General features: G+C 58.8%; 13 protein-coding genes and 1 riboswitch. Of the genes, 8 read left to right on the forward strand and 5 right to left on the reverse strand.

Annotated elements, in window-relative coordinates:
* Positions 1-55: 55 nt before the first annotated feature.
* From GSF67_RS12045 to thiC, 4 genes are read right to left on the reverse strand one after another with little or no spacing between them, the layout of a single operon-like run.
* Entirely contained in the window at positions 56-829 is a 774-nt protein-coding gene (locus tag GSF67_RS12045) for a thiazole synthase (RefSeq protein WP_006310709.1), read from the reverse strand.
* A 4-nt stretch (positions 830-833) separates the two neighbouring features.
* Positions 834-1,031: a sulfur carrier protein ThiS gene (thiS, locus tag GSF67_RS12050; protein WP_006310710.1), complete on the reverse strand. Its 198-nt coding sequence runs from the start codon at positions 1,029-1,031 to the stop codon at positions 834-836.
* Complete coding sequence (thiO, locus tag GSF67_RS12055) at positions 1,000-2,004, reverse strand: glycine oxidase ThiO (protein ID WP_006310711.1); 1,005 nt, start codon at positions 2,002-2,004, stop codon at positions 1,000-1,002. Before thiO ends, thiS begins: the two co-directional genes overlap by 32 nt.
* Position 2,005: 1 nt before the next feature.
* Positions 2,006-3,829, reverse strand: coding sequence for a phosphomethylpyrimidine synthase ThiC (gene thiC / locus GSF67_RS12060; RefSeq protein WP_006310712.1), 1,824 nt, complete (start codon positions 3,827-3,829; stop codon positions 2,006-2,008).
* A 95-nt stretch (positions 3,830-3,924) separates the two neighbouring features.
* A riboswitch (TPP riboswitch) is annotated at positions 3,925-4,036 on the reverse strand.
* Positions 4,037-4,218: 182 nt separating this feature from the next.
* Between thiC and GSF67_RS12065 the strand changes: the two genes are divergently transcribed.
* From GSF67_RS12065 to GSF67_RS12085, 5 genes are read left to right on the forward strand one after another with little or no spacing between them, the layout of a single operon-like run.
* Entirely contained in the window at positions 4,219-4,470 is a 252-nt protein-coding gene (locus GSF67_RS12065; RefSeq protein ID WP_003504852.1) for an acyl carrier protein, read from the forward strand.
* Positions 4,470-5,651, forward strand: a complete 1,182-nt coding sequence (locus GSF67_RS12070) for an acyl-CoA dehydrogenase family protein (RefSeq protein ID WP_006310714.1) — start codon at positions 4,470-4,472, stop codon at positions 5,649-5,651. Before GSF67_RS12065 ends, GSF67_RS12070 begins: the two co-directional genes overlap by 1 nt.
* A gap of 4 nt (positions 5,652-5,655) precedes the next feature.
* Positions 5,656-6,564 carry an amino acid--[acyl-carrier-protein] ligase gene (locus GSF67_RS12075; protein WP_006310715.1) on the forward strand — a complete coding sequence of 303 codons (909 nt, stop codon included), beginning with the start codon at positions 5,656-5,658 and terminating at the stop codon, positions 6,562-6,564.
* A gap of 6 nt (positions 6,565-6,570) precedes the next feature.
* Positions 6,571-7,554 carry a DUF1839 family protein gene (locus tag GSF67_RS12080; protein WP_006310716.1) on the forward strand — a complete coding sequence of 328 codons (984 nt, stop codon included), beginning with the start codon at positions 6,571-6,573 and terminating at the stop codon, positions 7,552-7,554.
* A complete protein-coding gene (locus GSF67_RS12085; protein ID WP_006310717.1) occupies positions 7,551-10,007 on the forward strand; it encodes a glycoside hydrolase family 2 protein in 2,457 nt (818 codons plus the stop codon). Before GSF67_RS12080 ends, GSF67_RS12085 begins: the two co-directional genes overlap by 4 nt.
* Here GSF67_RS12085 and GSF67_RS12090 read toward each other — a convergent pair.
* Positions 9,975-11,795 (reverse strand): alpha/beta hydrolase family protein, encoded by a 1,821-nt coding sequence (locus GSF67_RS12090; protein ID WP_176072025.1) that lies wholly within the window; start codon positions 11,793-11,795, stop codon positions 9,975-9,977. The two genes, GSF67_RS12085 and GSF67_RS12090, sit on opposite strands and share 33 nt — an antisense overlap.
* A gap of 343 nt (positions 11,796-12,138) precedes the next feature.
* Here GSF67_RS12090 and GSF67_RS12095 point away from each other — a divergent pair, with 343 nt between their 5' ends.
* The 3 genes from GSF67_RS12095 to GSF67_RS12105 all read left to right on the forward strand — a co-directional run bounded on the left by GSF67_RS12095 (position 12,139) and on the right by GSF67_RS12105 (position 16,407).
* Positions 12,139-14,856 (forward strand): ABC transporter ATP-binding protein, encoded by a 2,718-nt coding sequence (locus tag GSF67_RS12095; protein ID WP_006310719.1) that lies wholly within the window; start codon positions 12,139-12,141, stop codon positions 14,854-14,856.
* A gap of 43 nt (positions 14,857-14,899) precedes the next feature.
* Positions 14,900-15,355, forward strand: a complete 456-nt coding sequence (locus GSF67_RS12100) for a cyclic nucleotide-binding domain-containing protein (RefSeq protein ID WP_006310720.1) — start codon at positions 14,900-14,902, stop codon at positions 15,353-15,355.
* 191 nt (positions 15,356-15,546) lie between these two features.
* Positions 15,547-16,407 carry an MBL fold metallo-hydrolase gene (locus tag GSF67_RS12105; RefSeq protein WP_050813465.1) on the forward strand — a complete coding sequence of 287 codons (861 nt, stop codon included), beginning with the start codon at positions 15,547-15,549 and terminating at the stop codon, positions 16,405-16,407.
* Positions 16,408-16,457 lie beyond the last annotated feature (50 nt).

Consider the following 16,457-nt stretch of genomic DNA (forward strand, 5'->3'; position numbering starts at 1 on the left):
ACGGGACACTGTCAACGCAAAAGGTGACATGCCCGACCTTGGCGGAAAGCGGCGATCAGGAGAAAACCGCCGTCCCGATAACAGGGGTCGAAGGAACGGCCATGTCTCGTGGCTCCAGCGGCCCCGAAAGATACGCCTGATGGCCTGCCTCTATGGCGCGGGCAAAAGCCTCCGCCATGCCGACTGGGTCGCCCGCACCCGCAACCGCCGTGTTGAGGAGAACGGCATCGTAACCAAGCTCCATCACGGTCACCGCATGGGAGGGCCGGCCGATACCGGCATCCACGATCAGTGGTACTTCGGGAAACCGCGCCCGCATCGATTTCAGCGCCGTCAGATTGAGCGGCCCCATGGCGCTGCCGATCGGCGCGCACCAAGGCATCAGCACCCTGCAGCCGGCCTCCAGCAGCTTTTCGGCGACGACGAGATCATCCGTCATATAAGGAAAGACCTCAAACCCCTCGCCACAGAGGATTTTCGCAGCCTCGACAAGCGCGAAGACATCGGGCTGCAACGTATCATGATGACCGATAACCTCCAGCTTGATCCAGTTGGTGCGAAACACCTCCCGCGCCATCTTCGCGGTCAGCACCGCTTCCTTGACGGTGTGGCACCCGGCGGTATTGGGCAGAATGTGACGGTCCAGTTCGCGGATCAGCTCGAAGAACTGACCGCCTTTCTTGCCGCCTGCCATTTCCCGGCGTAGCGAAATCGTCAGAATATCCGTATCGCTCGCCCGCACCGCATCCGCGAGCACGGCAGGCGATGGATACCGCGCCGTGCCGAGGAGAAGACGGGACGAGACCTTGCGGCCATAAAGCGTCAACATGGCCTCAGCCTCCCTGCATCGGCGAGAGGATTTCGACGCGATCGAAAGCCTTCAGCACATAATTGGCGCGTTCTTCCGAATGCACCAGATCACCATTGACCGCCGTCGCCAGCCAGTCGCCTTCGTAATCGAGGCTGGCGAGCAGACGAGCCAGCGTTTCAGCGACGACGTCAAGCTCGTCGCCATTGACAAGAAGTTTCATGATCCTGTTCCTTTTGAGATAGATTTTGGCAAATAATCCGCGCCGCCTGCCGCGCCATGGCCGGTGAGAGCAGAAAGCCATGCCGGTGCGCGCCGTTGATGAAGATGGTCCGGCCATCCTCGGTGACTTTTGGCAGATTGTCGGGATAGGCGGGACGCACGCCCGTGCCGGTCTCGATGATCTCCGCTTCCGCGAAGGCCGGGTGCACGGCATAGGCGGCATTGAGGAATTCCATCATCGAACGGGCGGAAATTGCCCCCGCGTCCTCCGTCTCGATCATCGTCGCGCCCACCATGAAACGGCCGGGCTCGCGCGGCACGACGTAGAGCGGAATGCGCGGATGCAGCAGCCGGACGGGACGGGAGAGAGAAACCTCCGACGTGGCGAGATAGAGCATCTCTCCCCGCACACCACGAAGGCGGGGAATCTTGCCCACTGCCGCAGGCCCGGTGCAATCCACCACCCGGTCGAACGGCCGTTCATCCACGGGTACACCCATATGAAACCGCACACCCATGCTGCAAAGCCGTTGATACAGCGATGCAAGCGCAAGGCGCGGATCGAGATGCCCCTCATCCGGAAAATAGAGCGCGGACCGGTAGCGGCCTGCAAGATCGGGCTCGAGATCGGCGATTTCGGCCTCGTCCACCCAGCGATAACCGCTGGTCCGCGATGCAAAACGCGAAAGCTCCGCTTTGTCACGGGCGGGCGCGACCACCAGCGTGCCGTTGCGGACCACAAGGCCGAGCGTCGCTTCATCCCACCAGTCAAGCGCCGCCTGGCCGAGTGTCAGAACCGCCTCTTCCGCGCTTTCACGCTCACACCAGGGCGCCAGCATGCCGCCTGCAAAAAAGGACGCGCCGCGGGACGGTTTGGCATGGCACTCCGAAACCTCCACGGTGACGCCACTCCGTGCCAGTTCGAAGGCCGCCGTCAAACCGGCGACCCCCGTTCCCTTGACGAGAACACGCATTTTATTCAGCGCTCGCGGGCGTCGGCAGCGGCATATAAAGCTCGCCACCCTCCTTGAAGCGGGCGGCCATGGCTTCCAGTCCCTCCTTCTGCGCCTCGGCACGGATATCGTGGGAAATCCGCATCGAGCAGAATTTCGGCCCGCACATGGAGCAGAAATGCGCAACCTTGTGAGCCTCTTTCGGCAGGGTCTCATCATGGAAGGAACGCGCGGTATCCGGGTCGAGCGACAGGTTGAACTGGTCTTCCCAGCGGAACTCGAACCTCGCGCGCGACAGCGCATCGTCCCGTACCTGCGCGGCCGGATGGCCCTTGGCAAGATCGGCGGCGTGGGCGGCGATCTTGTAGGTGATGACACCGACCTTCACGTCGTTGCGGTCAGGCAGACCGAGATGTTCCTTCGGCGTGACATAGCAGAGCATTGCCGTGCCGAACCAGCCGATCATCGCCGCCCCGATGCCTGAGGTGATGTGGTCGTAACCGGGCGCGATATCCGTCGTGAGCGGCCCAAGCGTATAGAAAGGCGCCTCGCCGCAGGTCTTCAGCTGTTTGTCCATGTTTTCCTTGATCTTGTGCATCGGCACATGGCCGGGGCCTTCGATCATTACCTGGCAATCCCTGGCCCAGGCGATCTGCGTCAACTCGCCCAGCGTCTCCAGCTCGGCAAACTGCGCCGCATCATTGGCGTCGGCAATCGAGCCGGGACGCAGGCCGTCACCCAGCGAGAAGGAGACGTCATAAGCGCGGCAGATGTCGCAAATCTCCTCGAAGTGCTCATAGAGGAAACTTTCCTTGTGGTGATGCAGACACCACTTGGCCATGATCGAACCGCCCCGCGAGACGATGCCGGTGACACGGTTGACGGTGAGTGGAATGTAATGCAGCCGCACCCCGGCATGGATGGTGAAATAATCCACCCCCTGCTCCGCCTGCTCGATCAGCGTATCGCGAAACACCTCCCAGTTGAGGTCTTCAGCAATACCGTTGACCTTCTCCAGCGCCTGATAAAGCGGCACCGTGCCGATCGGCACCGGCGAATTGCGGATGATCCATTCGCGGATATTGTGGATGTTGCGGCCGGTTGAGAGATCCATGACGGTATCCGCACCCCAGCGGATGGCCCAGACCATCTTCTCCACCTCTTCCGCCATGGAGGAGGTGACGGCGGAATTGCCGATATTGGCGTTGATCTTCACCAGAAAATTGCGGCCGATGATCATCGGCTCAAGTTCCGGGTGGTTGATATTGGCGGGAATGATGGCGCGACCCGATGCCACTTCCTGACGCACGAATTCCGCCGTGACATAGTCAGGGATATGCGCGCCGAAACTCTCGCCGTCACGCGCAAGCTTTTCCTTCGCCGCCTCGCGCCCGAGATTTTCGCGGATGGCGATGAATTCCATTTCCGGCGTGATGATGCCGGCCCGCGCATAGGCAAGCTGCGTCACCGCTTTGCCCATCGTCGCTTTCAGCGGCTGGTGGCGCACGGAAAACTCCGGCGTCAGGCGTTCGCCGGTGGCAAAGCCGTTATCCTCCGGCTTGACGTGCCGTCCCTCATAAGCCTCGACATCACCGCGCGCCACGACCCAGTCATGACGCAGGCGCGGGAGACCGTTTTCGATCAGGACGGGGTGGCTGGGATCGGTATAGGGACCGGAGGAATCATACACCGTCACCGGCGGTTCGCCCGCCGTTGGGTGCACCGCGATCTCGCGCATCGGCACGCGAATATGCGGATGCAAAATTCCCGGTTTATGGATTTTCGTGGAAGCGGCATGCGGCCCGGTGGTGACGACAAGCGGGATGGTCTTGGCAACGATATTCATCTTGAGGCTCCAAAGTTTGACTGTGGAGACCCAGTTCGAGCCGGAATGATGGAAAATACCGAAGTGCCGACTCACGGCGCCATGCGCCTGCCCGACATCAGGTCTTTGCACCGTCCCTACGCCAGTATGAACTGGATCAGGTTCAACGGGTCACTGCGCATGAAAGCAGAATCTCAGCCCCTTGACGGGACACCCCTGGTGAATGGCCACAGCAAAAGACACTGCCCGCCTTTTGTCAAGGCCGCTCATCAACGCTTGGCAAAGGTGCGGGAATGACGCATGCTGCCGTTAGTTGTAATTAACCTAACGGTTTAGGTGAATATTATCGTTTGCGGCATAACGATAAGCACAAACCTTCCTAATGTTGATTTCATTGGAGATACGTCGGAATGAATGCGACTATTCGTGAAATACTGGCAAAATTCGGCCAGCTTCCCACCCCCGTCGATACGATTGCAGATGAAGCAGATCTTTATGCGGCAGGCCTCTCTTCCTTCGCATCCGTACAACTGATGTTGGGTATCGAAGAAGCATTCGATATCGAATTCCCCGACAACCTGTTGAACCGCAAGTCTTTCGCCAGCATCAAGGCCATTGAAGACACCGTTAAGCTCATTCTGGATGGTAAAGAGGCTGCCTGATGAACGTGACCGTAGCGCCGCAGGATGAAACGCTGTCCGCGCGCGCGGGCCGTGTCGCGACCATTGCCGCAAAGCATGCGGATGACGTGGATGTCACCGGCCGCTTCCCGCAGGAAGCCGTCGATGCCTTGCGCCACGAACGTCTCCTCGGCATTCAGGTGCCCTCCTCACTCGGCGGCGAAGGCGCCTCCATTCAAGAGATCGCCGATATCTGCGCCCGGCTCGGCCAGGCCTGTTCGGCAACCGCAATGATTTTCGCCATGCACCACATCAAGCTGTCCAGCCTGGTGGAACATGGGGTCGACAGCACCTGGCATCCGGGTTTTATGCGCCGCGTTGCCGGCGAACAGCTACTGCTCGGCTCCGCGACCACCGAAGGCGGCATTGGCGGCAATCTGCGCAACTCCATCTGCGCGATCGAGGTCGAAGGAGACAGCTGTCGGCTGGAAAAGGATGCCACCGTCATTTCCTACGGCAGCAATGCCGATGCGATCCTCATCACCTCACGCGCCCACAAGGATGCCGCACCCGCCGATCAGGTGATGACCGTCTTCCTGAAAAATCAGTACACGCTTGAAAAGACCCATGTCTGGGATACGCTCGGCATGCGTGGCACCTGTTCGGACGGTTTCCTGTTTCGCGGCGAAGCGCCGGCCGCACAGATTTTCCCGAAGCCTTTCGCGGAAATCGCCGCGCAATCCATGCTTGCAAGCTCGCATCTCCTGTGGAGCGCCGTCTGGTATGGCATCGCCTCGGACGCCGTGCTGCGCGCGCAATCCTTTGTCAGAGCCGCGGCGCGCAAATCGCCCGGCACCGCCCCTCCCGGCGCGATCCGCCTTGCCGAGGTTTCCACCAAACTGCAGGTGGTCAAATCCAACATCGTCGCCGGCATCAAGGCCTACGAGGACACCAAGAGCGATCCCGAAAAGCTGATGTCCATGGCCTTCGCGGTGGCGATGAACAATGTGAAAATCTGCTCTTCGGAAACCATTCTTGAGATCATCGATCACGCCATGCTGGTCTGCGGCATCATGGGCTACAAGAACGGCACGCCCTATAGTCTCGGCCGGCATCTGCGCGACGCGCATTCCGCCCGGCTAATGATTTCCAATGACCGTATTCTCGGCAATTCCGCCAATCTCCTGCTGGTTCACAGGCAGGACACCAGCCTCTTGGGATAAGACCATGGACATGCAAACATCGTTCCTCGATCGACTGTTCGAAGAAGGCCTGCTGATTGAAACGGGTGTGGACGGTCTTTATGGACGCAGCGGCCAGTTCGAGGACGTCATTGCCGCATTCGAGCGGCTGATCGACCGCACGGGTGGCGCCGACGGCGCTGAAGCGATCCGTTTTCCGCCCGGAATCAACCGCGCCTATTTCGAAAAGAGCGGTTACATGAAGAGCTTTCCGCAGCTCGCCGGCACGGTCCATTCCTTCTGCGGCTGCGAACTCGACCATGTCAGCCTGCTGAAATCAATGGATGAGGGTGGCGACTGGACCAAGGACCAGAAAGCCACCGACATCGTGCTGACGCCGGCGGCCTGCTACCCGCTCTATCCGACGATCGCCAAACGTGGTGCCCTTCCCGCCGGCGGCGGTCTCTATGACATCCAGTCCTATTGCTTCCGCCATGAACCCTCCAAGGATCCCGCCCGCCAGCAGCTTTTCCGCATGCGCGAATATGTCTGCATGGGCACTGAGTCCGACGTCACCGAATTCCGCCAGACCTGGATGGATCGCGGCGTCGAGATGATGAAAGCAGTCGGGCTCGACGTCACCATCGATATCGCCAACGATCCCTTCTTCGGCCGTGCCGGCAAGATGCTCGCCAACAACCAGCGCGATCAGAACCTGAAATTCGAACTGCTGATCCCGATCACATCAACGACGAACCCGACAGCCTGCATGAGCTTCAATTACCATCAGGATGCCTTCGGCCAGAAATGGGGTCTGAACCTCGCGAATGGCGATGTCGCCCATACCGCCTGCGTCGGTTTCGGCCTTGAGCGCATCGCACTCGCACTGTTTGCCCATCACGGTCTCGACGTGAAGAAATGGCCTGCAAAGGTCGTGGAAACTCTCTGGGGCTGATTATCCATGCGGCAGATTTTTCCGGGCCTCGATCCCAACACCTATGTGCAGCATCCGCTTCATTCCTCCGAAAGAATGTGGCCGGAGACCAATTGCTACATCGATTTATGGATCGAAGTGCTGGCCTCAAAAGGCTTATCCCCGGAGGCCATGTTCGGTTTTACACTGACGCAGGATTTCGAGGGTGACCAGTTCACCTTTTTCAAGGTGCCGCTGGAAGACCTCGAAGCCCTTTATGGCGTTCGCGCCACCGAACTTGCAATCTTCGACAAAGTGGAAGACCACATCGCGACGCAGTTGGAGCGCGGCCGCATCTGCCTGATCGAGATGGACAGCTTCTATATGCCCGACACCCATGGGGTCGGCTATCAGAAGGAGCACGGCAAGACCACCGTCGCCATCAACCGGCTCGATCTCGAAAAGCGGGAACTGGACTATTTCCACAATGCCGGCTTTTTTTATCTCTCTGGTGAGGATTTTGACGGGCTCTTCCAGCATCATCTGGCCGAGACCGACCCGCCGTTTCTGCCCTATACCGAATTTGCCAAATTCGCAGACAGCAATCCTTCACCGGCGCATATTCGCAAGACGGCCGAACGGCTCTTGAAGTTTCATTTTTCCAGGCGCCCTTCCGCCAACCCGGTCCGGGCTTTTGCAAAAGTGTTTCCGGCCCAGGTGGAAAGGGTTGCCGACAGGCCCTTCGGCTTCTTCCACAAATACGCCTTCAACACGCTGCGGCAGCTCGGCGCCAATTTCGAACTGGCGGCAAGCCACCTCGAATGGCTGGACAAGCAAGGTTTTTCTGAAGCGAGAGACCACGCGCTCAAGATCTCGGAGGTTGCCAAGACCGTGCAATTCCAGCTTGCCCGCGCCGTCACGCGTCGTAAGTTCGATGCGCTGGCCACCGTGCTCGAACCAGCCGCCGATGCATGGGATGGTTTAATGGAAAGCCTTGGCGAAAAACTATCTGATGCCAGCGAGGCGGCGTGAGGACCTATCTTCCCGGCGAAAGCGAAGAAGTGTTGAGTGAAGGCTGGACGCTGACACTAACGCCCGCCGATGCCTGCGAGACCCCGTCCGATATTCCGGCGTCGCTCGAAAGCCTTCATGTCTCCGTTCCCGGCACCGTGGCGCAAGCGTTGGAAGCGGCCGGGAAATTCGATCGCCTTGCCCCCGTCGCCCTAAATGACAGGGACGCCTGGTATCGGCTGACGATGATTTCAGACGCCCGGGAACGGGCCATCCTGCGCTTCGATGGTCTTTCCACCATTGCCGAGATCTTCTTCAACGGTGAGCTGATTGCCGCGAGCCAAAGCATGTTCGAAAGGCTGGAAGTGCCGGTCCAGATGACAGGCGCAGACGAGCTTTCGATCTGCTTCCGGGCGCTGGCACCCCGGCTTGAAAAACCCGGTCCCCGCGCTCGCTGGCGGCCGCAGATGATGAATACGCAGGGGCTGCGGCTGATCCGTACCACGGCGCTTGGCTATATGCCCGGCTGGTGCCCGGAAATCCATTCCGCAGGCCCGTGGCGACCTATCAGCCTCATCAAACAGGACGGCGTGCTGTGCACCCTACGGTCTTCGCTTGACGATACCGGCACGGGAAAGGTCAGCATCGTTCTTCAAGCGAACCGCGATATACAGTCCGCACGGCTGATTTGTGCTGGTTACAGCATCAATCTTTCGAAGGCTGAAGACGGCAAACTCCTCGGCGAACTCATCATTCCCGGCGTCGAACTCTGGTGGCCGCACACCCATGGCAGGCCCGCGCTGCACGACGTCGTTCTGGAGTTGGACGGCAACCAACACAGGCTCGGACGCACCGGCTTCCGCCAGGTGGAGATCGATCACGGCGAAGACGGCAATGGTTTCGGCCTCAAGGTAAACGGTCAGCCGGTCTTCTGCCGCGGTGCGGTCTGGACGACGGCCGATATTGTGCGCCTGCCGGGAACACGGCCGGACTACGAGCCATGGCTAAAGAAAGCCGCGGAAGCCGGCATGAACATGATCCGCGTGGGCGGCACCATGGCCTATGAGACGCCGGAATTCTTCGCGCTTTGCGACGAACTTGGCATCATGGTCTGGCAGGATGCCATGCTTGCCAATTTCGATTACCCGGCGAAGGACGATGGCCTTCGTCAGCATATCGTTATGGAAATCGAGCAACTCCTCGAATCGACGGCACTTTCTCCATCGTTTGCCATTTTCTGCGGCGGCAGTGAAATGTACCAGCAGGGCGCGATGCTCGGCTTGCCGGAACAGATATGGAAGGGCACACTGACCGAAGAAATCCTGCCGGAACTGGTCGCCGAAAAGCGGCCGGATGCGGCCTATGTTGCCAATTCCCCTTCCGGCGGCGCTTTGCCCTTCTTCCCCAATGCCGGCGTGGGCCACTATTACGGCGTTGGCGCCTATTGCCGGCCATTGGAAGATGCCCGCCGCGCCGATCTGCGTTTCGCCGCCGAATGTCTCGCCTTCGCCAATATTCCGGAACAGGAGACGCTGGACAGATATCTTCCCGGCGTGGCCGTTCACGATCCGCGCTGGAAAGCGCGAACACCGCGTGACCGCGGCGCTTCCTGGGATTTCGAGGATGTCCGCGATCATTATCTGAAGCTGCTTTACGAGGCCGAACCGGATGTGCTGCGGCGGGAAGACGGCGCCCTTTATCTCGACATGTCGCGCGCCGCGACGGCCGAGGTGATGGAGGCGACGTTCGCCGAATGGCGGCGCAGCGGCTCTTCCTGTCAGGGCGCTTTGGTCTGGACGCTGCAGGATCTTGTTCCAGGTGCAGGCTGGGGTATCATCGATGCCGCCGGCCGGCCCAAATCCGTCTGGCATGCGCTGAAAAGAGCGTTCCGCCCCGTTCAGGTCAGCCTTTCCGACGAAGGCACCAACGGGCTCGACATTCACATCCTCAACGAGACCGGCGACAGCCTGAATGCCATGCTGGAGCTGACCTGCCTGCGCGAAGGTGTACAGCCCGTCGTTCACGCCAAACGGCCCCTCGCGCTGTTGCCGCGAGAGAGCCAGACGATTGCCGCAACCGACCTGTTCGGCGCTTTTTTCGATACGACCTATGCCTACCGCTTCGGCCCGCCATCCCACGATGTGACAATCGCCCGCCTTCGGGATATTGCGACCGGGCATGTCATCGCCGACGCCTTCAATTTTCCGCTCGGCCGGAAAAAGGCGCTGCATGCCGCAAACCTTCAGGTCGCAATCAGCGAAACAAACGGCCACTGGTCCCTCGAAATCGGCACGGACCGGCTGGCGCAATCTGTCCATATCACGGCAGAGGGCTACCGCGCCTGCGAAAGCTGGTTCCATCTCGGCCCTGGCGAGGCCAGAAAAATCGGCCTTTTACCGGAGACCGCCACAACCGAAGCCCCTCCCTCCGGAGAGGTCGTGTCACTGGGCTCCAGCCGGCGGTTTTCGTTCTAGAGCCAGCCGCTTCACCGTTTCGATATAGATTATCTTCGCTTCCGGTGTTGAGAGATTGTGATCGGCATCGGGAATGATGGTCAGCGACACGTTGCGATAGGCCGCCAGCCCGTCACCGTCGGCATCGAAATAATACTGGAAATGCTCGAGGCCATCGTCGTTGTCGCTATAGAGCAGATGGACGGCGGTATTCTTCGCCTTCAGCCTATCGAAAGCGCCGAAGACGGCCCGCCCTTCCTCGCTGCCCCTGCGAAACAACCTTGACGTTTTTGTCGAAAGCCGCTTCATCGTCGCCTTGAGGATGTTCAGCCCGGCGCTTGCCACATCGACATCGCCGCTGATGAGACGCTTGAATGTCGCACCCTGGCGAAAACGCTGGCTGTATTCCCCGAAGGAACGCGGCCGCTTATGCAGCGCCTCGTCCACCGAACGCCCCTTGCGCCAGTGGAAAACAACTGGATTGACCGCGACCACGGCCCCGATCCGATCATCGGCAAGCGCACCGTTAAAAGCGAGATAGGCGCCGCTGCACCGGCCCGCTGCAATGAAGGGCCCCTTGCCCCGCGTGCCGAGAAAATCCAGTGCGGCGGCCACGTCGTCATTCTGCGCGGCATCGTAAAGAACCTGATCGGGCGCGTTTTTGACGGGCGGACTATCGGCAATATTTGCAGCGTCGAAGCGCAATGAGGCAACGCCTTCGCGCGCCAAAGCACGGGCCATCTGTACGGAGAGCCTGCCCCAACCTGCATGCCGATCATAGGCAGCGCCCAGCAGGAGAACCGAAGACACGACCTCCCCGTCATGCGGCCCGCAAAAGACACCGAAGAGCCGCCCGCCGTCGCCAAACTGCACCGACTGCTCGATGAAACCACGGCCGCGCTGCGGGGCATTGAGGATGATATCCTCCCCGGTATTGGCGGGGCTTTCGGCATGGGTTTGAGACAGAACCCAATCCACCAGCCGGTTCACCACATCACCTGAAATTTTCGAGAGTGTGGGGCTGGAAACGAGATCGTCATAGCCGGAAAACGCTGCCTCCTCCACCTCACAGCCGATTGCAGAGAGATGTTTGGCGAAATCGGCATCGGTCACGCGACCGGGTCGCGACAGGACCAGAATGGTGCGCGCCGGAGCGGCCACGAGATTGGCAAGATTGGCCTTCTTGACCGCATCCGCAACTCCTTCAGGCATGGTCATGCCCGCAATCGCTCCCGCCTCCGCGAGACGTTGACCGGGCCGGAGGCCAAGGCCGTCATCAATCATGGATGACCACATCGCCAGTTCGCGCAGATAGGCACGGCCGGAAACGACAGGCGCCAGAAACGCCATGGAACCGGTGCCCGCCACATCGGCAAGCGCCTGCGCCGCGATCAGGCAGCCGAGCCCCTGCGCAACGACCATCACCTCCGCGCATCCGGAAAGACGCTTCAGATAAGCGAATGCAGCACGCGTGTCGGAAAGCCAGTCCGCTACACGACCCGCATCTTCAGGATCGAAGGCATCACCCGCGCCGAGATAGTCAAATCGCAGGCTCGCAACGCCGCGAGCCGCCAACGTCTCGGCCAGAACCCGCTGAAACTTGCGGCTGCACAGCTCCTCCATGCCCCAGGGACTGACGAAAAGAACGGCATGGGCCTGCCTCACATCCCTGCGTGCGGGATGGAAAATTCCAGCCAGCCCGTCAAAAGAGACGGGATGTGCAATCGCCCCATCCAGGCCGATGCCGGAAAGCGACAATGCATCAAGAGACGGATCGCTGCCTGTACGCTCTGAGATATCTATCGCCATCGACCTTGCCATCATTGCGCCAGTATCCGGCTCAACCATTACGGGATCATTATATCGAAGCGTCTTAACGCCTGTTCTACAATAAAAACAACAATATTAGAGAACTCTAAAAATATAGTCGTATTTATATCGCCAGCCACCCACACGTTGCAAAACAATCGCCGGGGTAACGGACAAGTCTCGACAGGCCCGCTATTTTGCTCGAAACCGCTTGAATATACTGATAAATAGCGAGTCCCACACCTATTTGCAGGAGGAGGTTGCGCCACCCGGCCACCGGATTGTCTAGACACCGCGCAAACCAACACGCCGGGCCTCGCCCGCCAGGTCATAGAAGTTTTATATGGAACAAAGCCTTACGCGTTATATCTGGTCGCACACGAGGCGGCAGCAGCTTTTCATTCTGCTGATCGTGGCCCTGTCCATGATCCCCTATTTTCTCGCCTTCGATCTGCCCAAACAGATCGTCAACGGGCCTATCCAAGGGGACGGCTTCGAAGGGGCGAACGCAACGCAGCTCTTCATGCATCTCACGGTCGATATTCCCTATTGGGGCACCGTGACGCTCTTCCCCGGGATCGAACTCAACCGCATGTCGATGCTGATGGGGCTCAGCCTGACATTCCTTGCACTCGTCATCATCAACGGGCTCTTCAAATATTACATCAACACCTACAAGGGCCGCCTTGGCGAGCGGCTTCTCAGGCGTATACGTTTCGAACTTATTGACCGGATTTTGCGTTTCCCGCCCACGCATTTCAAGCGGGTAAAAGGCGCTGAAATCTCCAGTATGGTGAAGGACGAGGTGGAACCGCTCGGCGGCTTTACCGGCGATGCCTTCGTACAGCCGGCGCTTCTCGGCGGCCAGGCACTCTCCGCGCTCTTCTTCATTCTCGTGCAGAATTTATGGCTCGGTCTGATCGCGGCTTTCATGGCCGCCATACAGGTCGGCATCATCCCCAAAATGCGCCGCCGCCTCATCGAACTTGGCCGCCAGCGGCAGTTGAGCGCGCGCCAGCTTGCCGGACGTATCGGCGAGATGGTCGATGGCATCGGCACCATCCACGCCTATGACACATCTAATTTCGAGCGCGCCGATGCCTCACACCGGCTCGGCGACATCTTCAAGATCCGTTACGATCTCTACCAGTGGAAGTTTCTGGTCAAGTTTATCAATAACTTCCTCGCGCAGCTCACGCCCTTCTTCTTTTATGCGCTCGGTGGTTATCTGACCCTTAAGGGCAGCCTTGATGTCGGCCAGTTGGTCGCCGTCATCAACGCCTATAAGGAACTGCCGGGACCGCTGAAGGAACTGATCGACTGGGATCAGGCGCGACAGGATGTCCAGGTGAAATACGAGCAGGTCTTCGAACAGTTCAATACGCCGAACATGATCGACGACAAGGTGCAGAAACTGTCCCCGGGAACCGTCGCGGCAATCACCGCGCCGCTCGTCATCGCCAATCTGACGCTCGAGGATGATAGCGGCAGCCGGCTTTTGGAGCAGGCGTCGCTCAAGATCGAGCCGGGCGAGGTGATCGCCATCGTCGGCGGCTCGGGCGCCGAGGCGCTGGCGGATGCGATCGGCCGCACGCTCTGGCCAACTTCGGGCAAGGTCAGCATCAACGATGTCGACATATTGGAACTGCCGGAGTCGCTCACCGGGCGGCGAATTTCCTATGTCTCGTCGGACAGTTATTTTTTCCACGCCAGCCTGAAGGACAATCTTCTTTACGGCCTCAAACATGCGCCGCTTGCGGAAAAGAACTACGAAGGCGCTGCGCTGGAGCATCGCAAGTGGGAAATCCGCGAAGCCAAGATGGCGGGCAATCCGCTGATCGACATCAACAGCGAATGGATCGACTACGCCTCAAGCCCGGCCGGCGACGGCAAGCCGGAGAACCTCATCCAGGCCGTTCTGGCCGTGCTCGACAGCGTGGAATTGTCACAGGATATTCTGGAATTTGCCCTGCGCTCGTCGATCGATCCTCTGACCGATCTGCATCTTGCCGCCCGCATCGTGGAACTGCGGCATGTGCTGCGCGCCGAACTCGAAAAGGAAAATCTGAGCGGCCTCATCGCACCCTTCGAACTGGAGAGCTACAATAGCGAAGCGACGGTCGGTGAAAACCTGTTGTTCGGCACCATGCGGGATTCTTCCCAGACGATCAGGACCGTCATCGAGAGCGACTATTTCCGATCGCTGATGCGCGAAACCGGCCTCGTCAAAACACTGTTCGAAATGGGATACACGATTGCCGAAAACATCGTGGAAATCTTTGCCGACCTGCCGGGAGACCACCCCTTCTTCCAGCAGCTCACCTTTATGACGCCCGATGACATTCCAGTCTATCAGCAGATGATGCAACGGCTTCAGGGAAAGAGTTTCGACGAGGCCAATGAAAGCGAAAAGCGCGCGATGCTGCGGCTGAGCTTCTTCTACATAGAACCTCGCCAGCGTTTCGGCCTGCTGTCACCGGAAATCATGAACCGGATCGTCGAAGTTCGGCACATGTTCCACGAAAACCTGCCCGACAGCCTGAAAAACGTGATCGAAATCTACGATCCGACCAAATACATGAGCGCCACCAGCCTTCTGGATAATATTCTCTTCGGCAAGGTGAGCCATCGCTATACCGACGCCTCGCGGCGCATTACCCGCATTGTCGCGGATGTCATGCGCAAGCAGGGCGTCTATGAGCGCGTGTTGGCGGTGGGGCTGGATTTCAACCTGGGTGCCGGCGGCAAGCGGCTTGGACCGCTTCAGCGCCAGAAGCTCAATCTCGCGCGGGCGCTGATCCGCAAATCCGATTATTACGTCTTCAACCGCCCCCTTCCCGGTCTTGATCCCCGACAGCAGGAGGAAATTGTCGAACGGGTCATCACACTCCTGAAACAGAATAACAATAACCCCTCGATCGTGTGGGTTCTGTCGAATGCGCACCTCTCACGCATGTTCGAGCGGGTGATCGTCGTTCATCAGGGCCTGATCACGGCTGACGGAAGTTACGAGACTCTCGCCGAGGAAAACGGTACATTCAAGGACATGGTCGCGACATAAATCCAAGAATGTGACCGAGGTGGAACAAGAACAGGGTAAGGCAATGCTGTTTAAAGACGAAATTCAGATGTTGAAAAGGGTCCCGTTTTTCTCGGAAATGGAACCATCCAAACTCAAGCTGCTCGCATTCGCATCCGACCGGGTGTCCTATCACGCTGGCGATACACTGTTTCGGCAGGGAGATGTCGGCGATGCGGCCTATGTTCTCCTGACTGGAAAAGTGGATGTTCTGGTCGATTCCCCATCGGGCACGCTGAAAGTGGCGGAAATGACCGGCAACGCCATCGTCGGTGAAATCGCCATTCTCTGTGACAGCGTCAGAACCGCGACCATTCGTGCCTCCACCAATGTGGAAGCCCTGCGCATCGGCAAGGAACAGTTCTTCAAGCTCATGTCCGATTTCCCCGACATCACCATAAAGGTCATGCGCGTTCTCGCCGAACGCCTTACCCAGACGACGGCGGAACTGAGCAAAGCGCGCGCAGGCGCCAAGACATAAACGACAATTCCTTGCTACCTTGAATGGCGATATTGGAAAAATAAATGTCGTACTATTGCAATATAAATGAAATGCTGACTGAATAAGGGGTAAAGGGGCCCGCCAGAAATGTGCGGATATAAGAATCTATAGAAACAACGGGCTTTCATGGGAGGAAAGCGTGCAAGATTCCGTTGTTATTGGGGTGTGCCATGGCGTTCGATTCCGACACGAGAAGTCGGGAAAGTAATAGAAATTTTCGGGTAAAGATCTGGGGTGCGCGGGGAACGCTTCCCGTTTCAGGTGAAAACTTCCGAAAATACGGCGGGAATACCATCTGCATCGAGGTGAGATGCGGTGATCACGTTCTTTTGTTCGATGCCGGTTCCGGCCTGCATCCCGCTGGTCTTGCCCTGCGGGCGGAAGGCATTACCGACGTCAACCTGTTCTTCTCGCACTGTCACTACGACCACATCGTCGGCTTTCCCTATTTCAAGCCCTTTTATAACAGCTCCAACGATGTCGCCATCTGGTCGGGCCATCTGGCCGGAAGCATGACCACCCGGGAAATGCTCAAGAATTTCATGAGCCCTCCCTGGTTCCCCGTGCCCTTGGAGATTTGCTGCGCAAAGATCGCCACCCGTGACTTCAAGGCGGGCGACGTGCTCGATGTCCACCCCGGCCTGTCGATCAGAACCGGAATGCTCAACCATCCCGGCAATGCCATCGGATACCGGCTGGACTGGGAAGGTAAGTCGCTGGCCATCATCACCGACACCGAACATGAGCCCTCCAGCATCGACGAAACCGTTCTTGATCTCATCAGGGATGTCGATCTCTTCCTCTATGACGCCATGTTCACCGATGAGGAAATGGGCCTTTACCGCGGTTATGGCCATTCCTCCTGGCAACAGGCAATCCGCCTTGCCAAACTTGCCGACGCAAAAAATGTCGGCTTCATCCACCACGCTCCGAGCCGCAGCGACGAGGAGCTGGACGATATCGAAAAGCAGGCGAAAGCCGAATTCAGCGGCGCATTCGCGGCGATGGACGGTCAGGTCATCGAAATCTGATCCTCATCAGACCTCGGTGTGGGGCGGCCTTCGACCGTTTTTCGATCTGG

This window comes from Agrobacterium sp. CGMCC 11546 (assembly GCF_013365515.1).
GTDB lineage: Bacteria > Pseudomonadota > Alphaproteobacteria > Rhizobiales > Rhizobiaceae > Agrobacterium > Agrobacterium fabrum.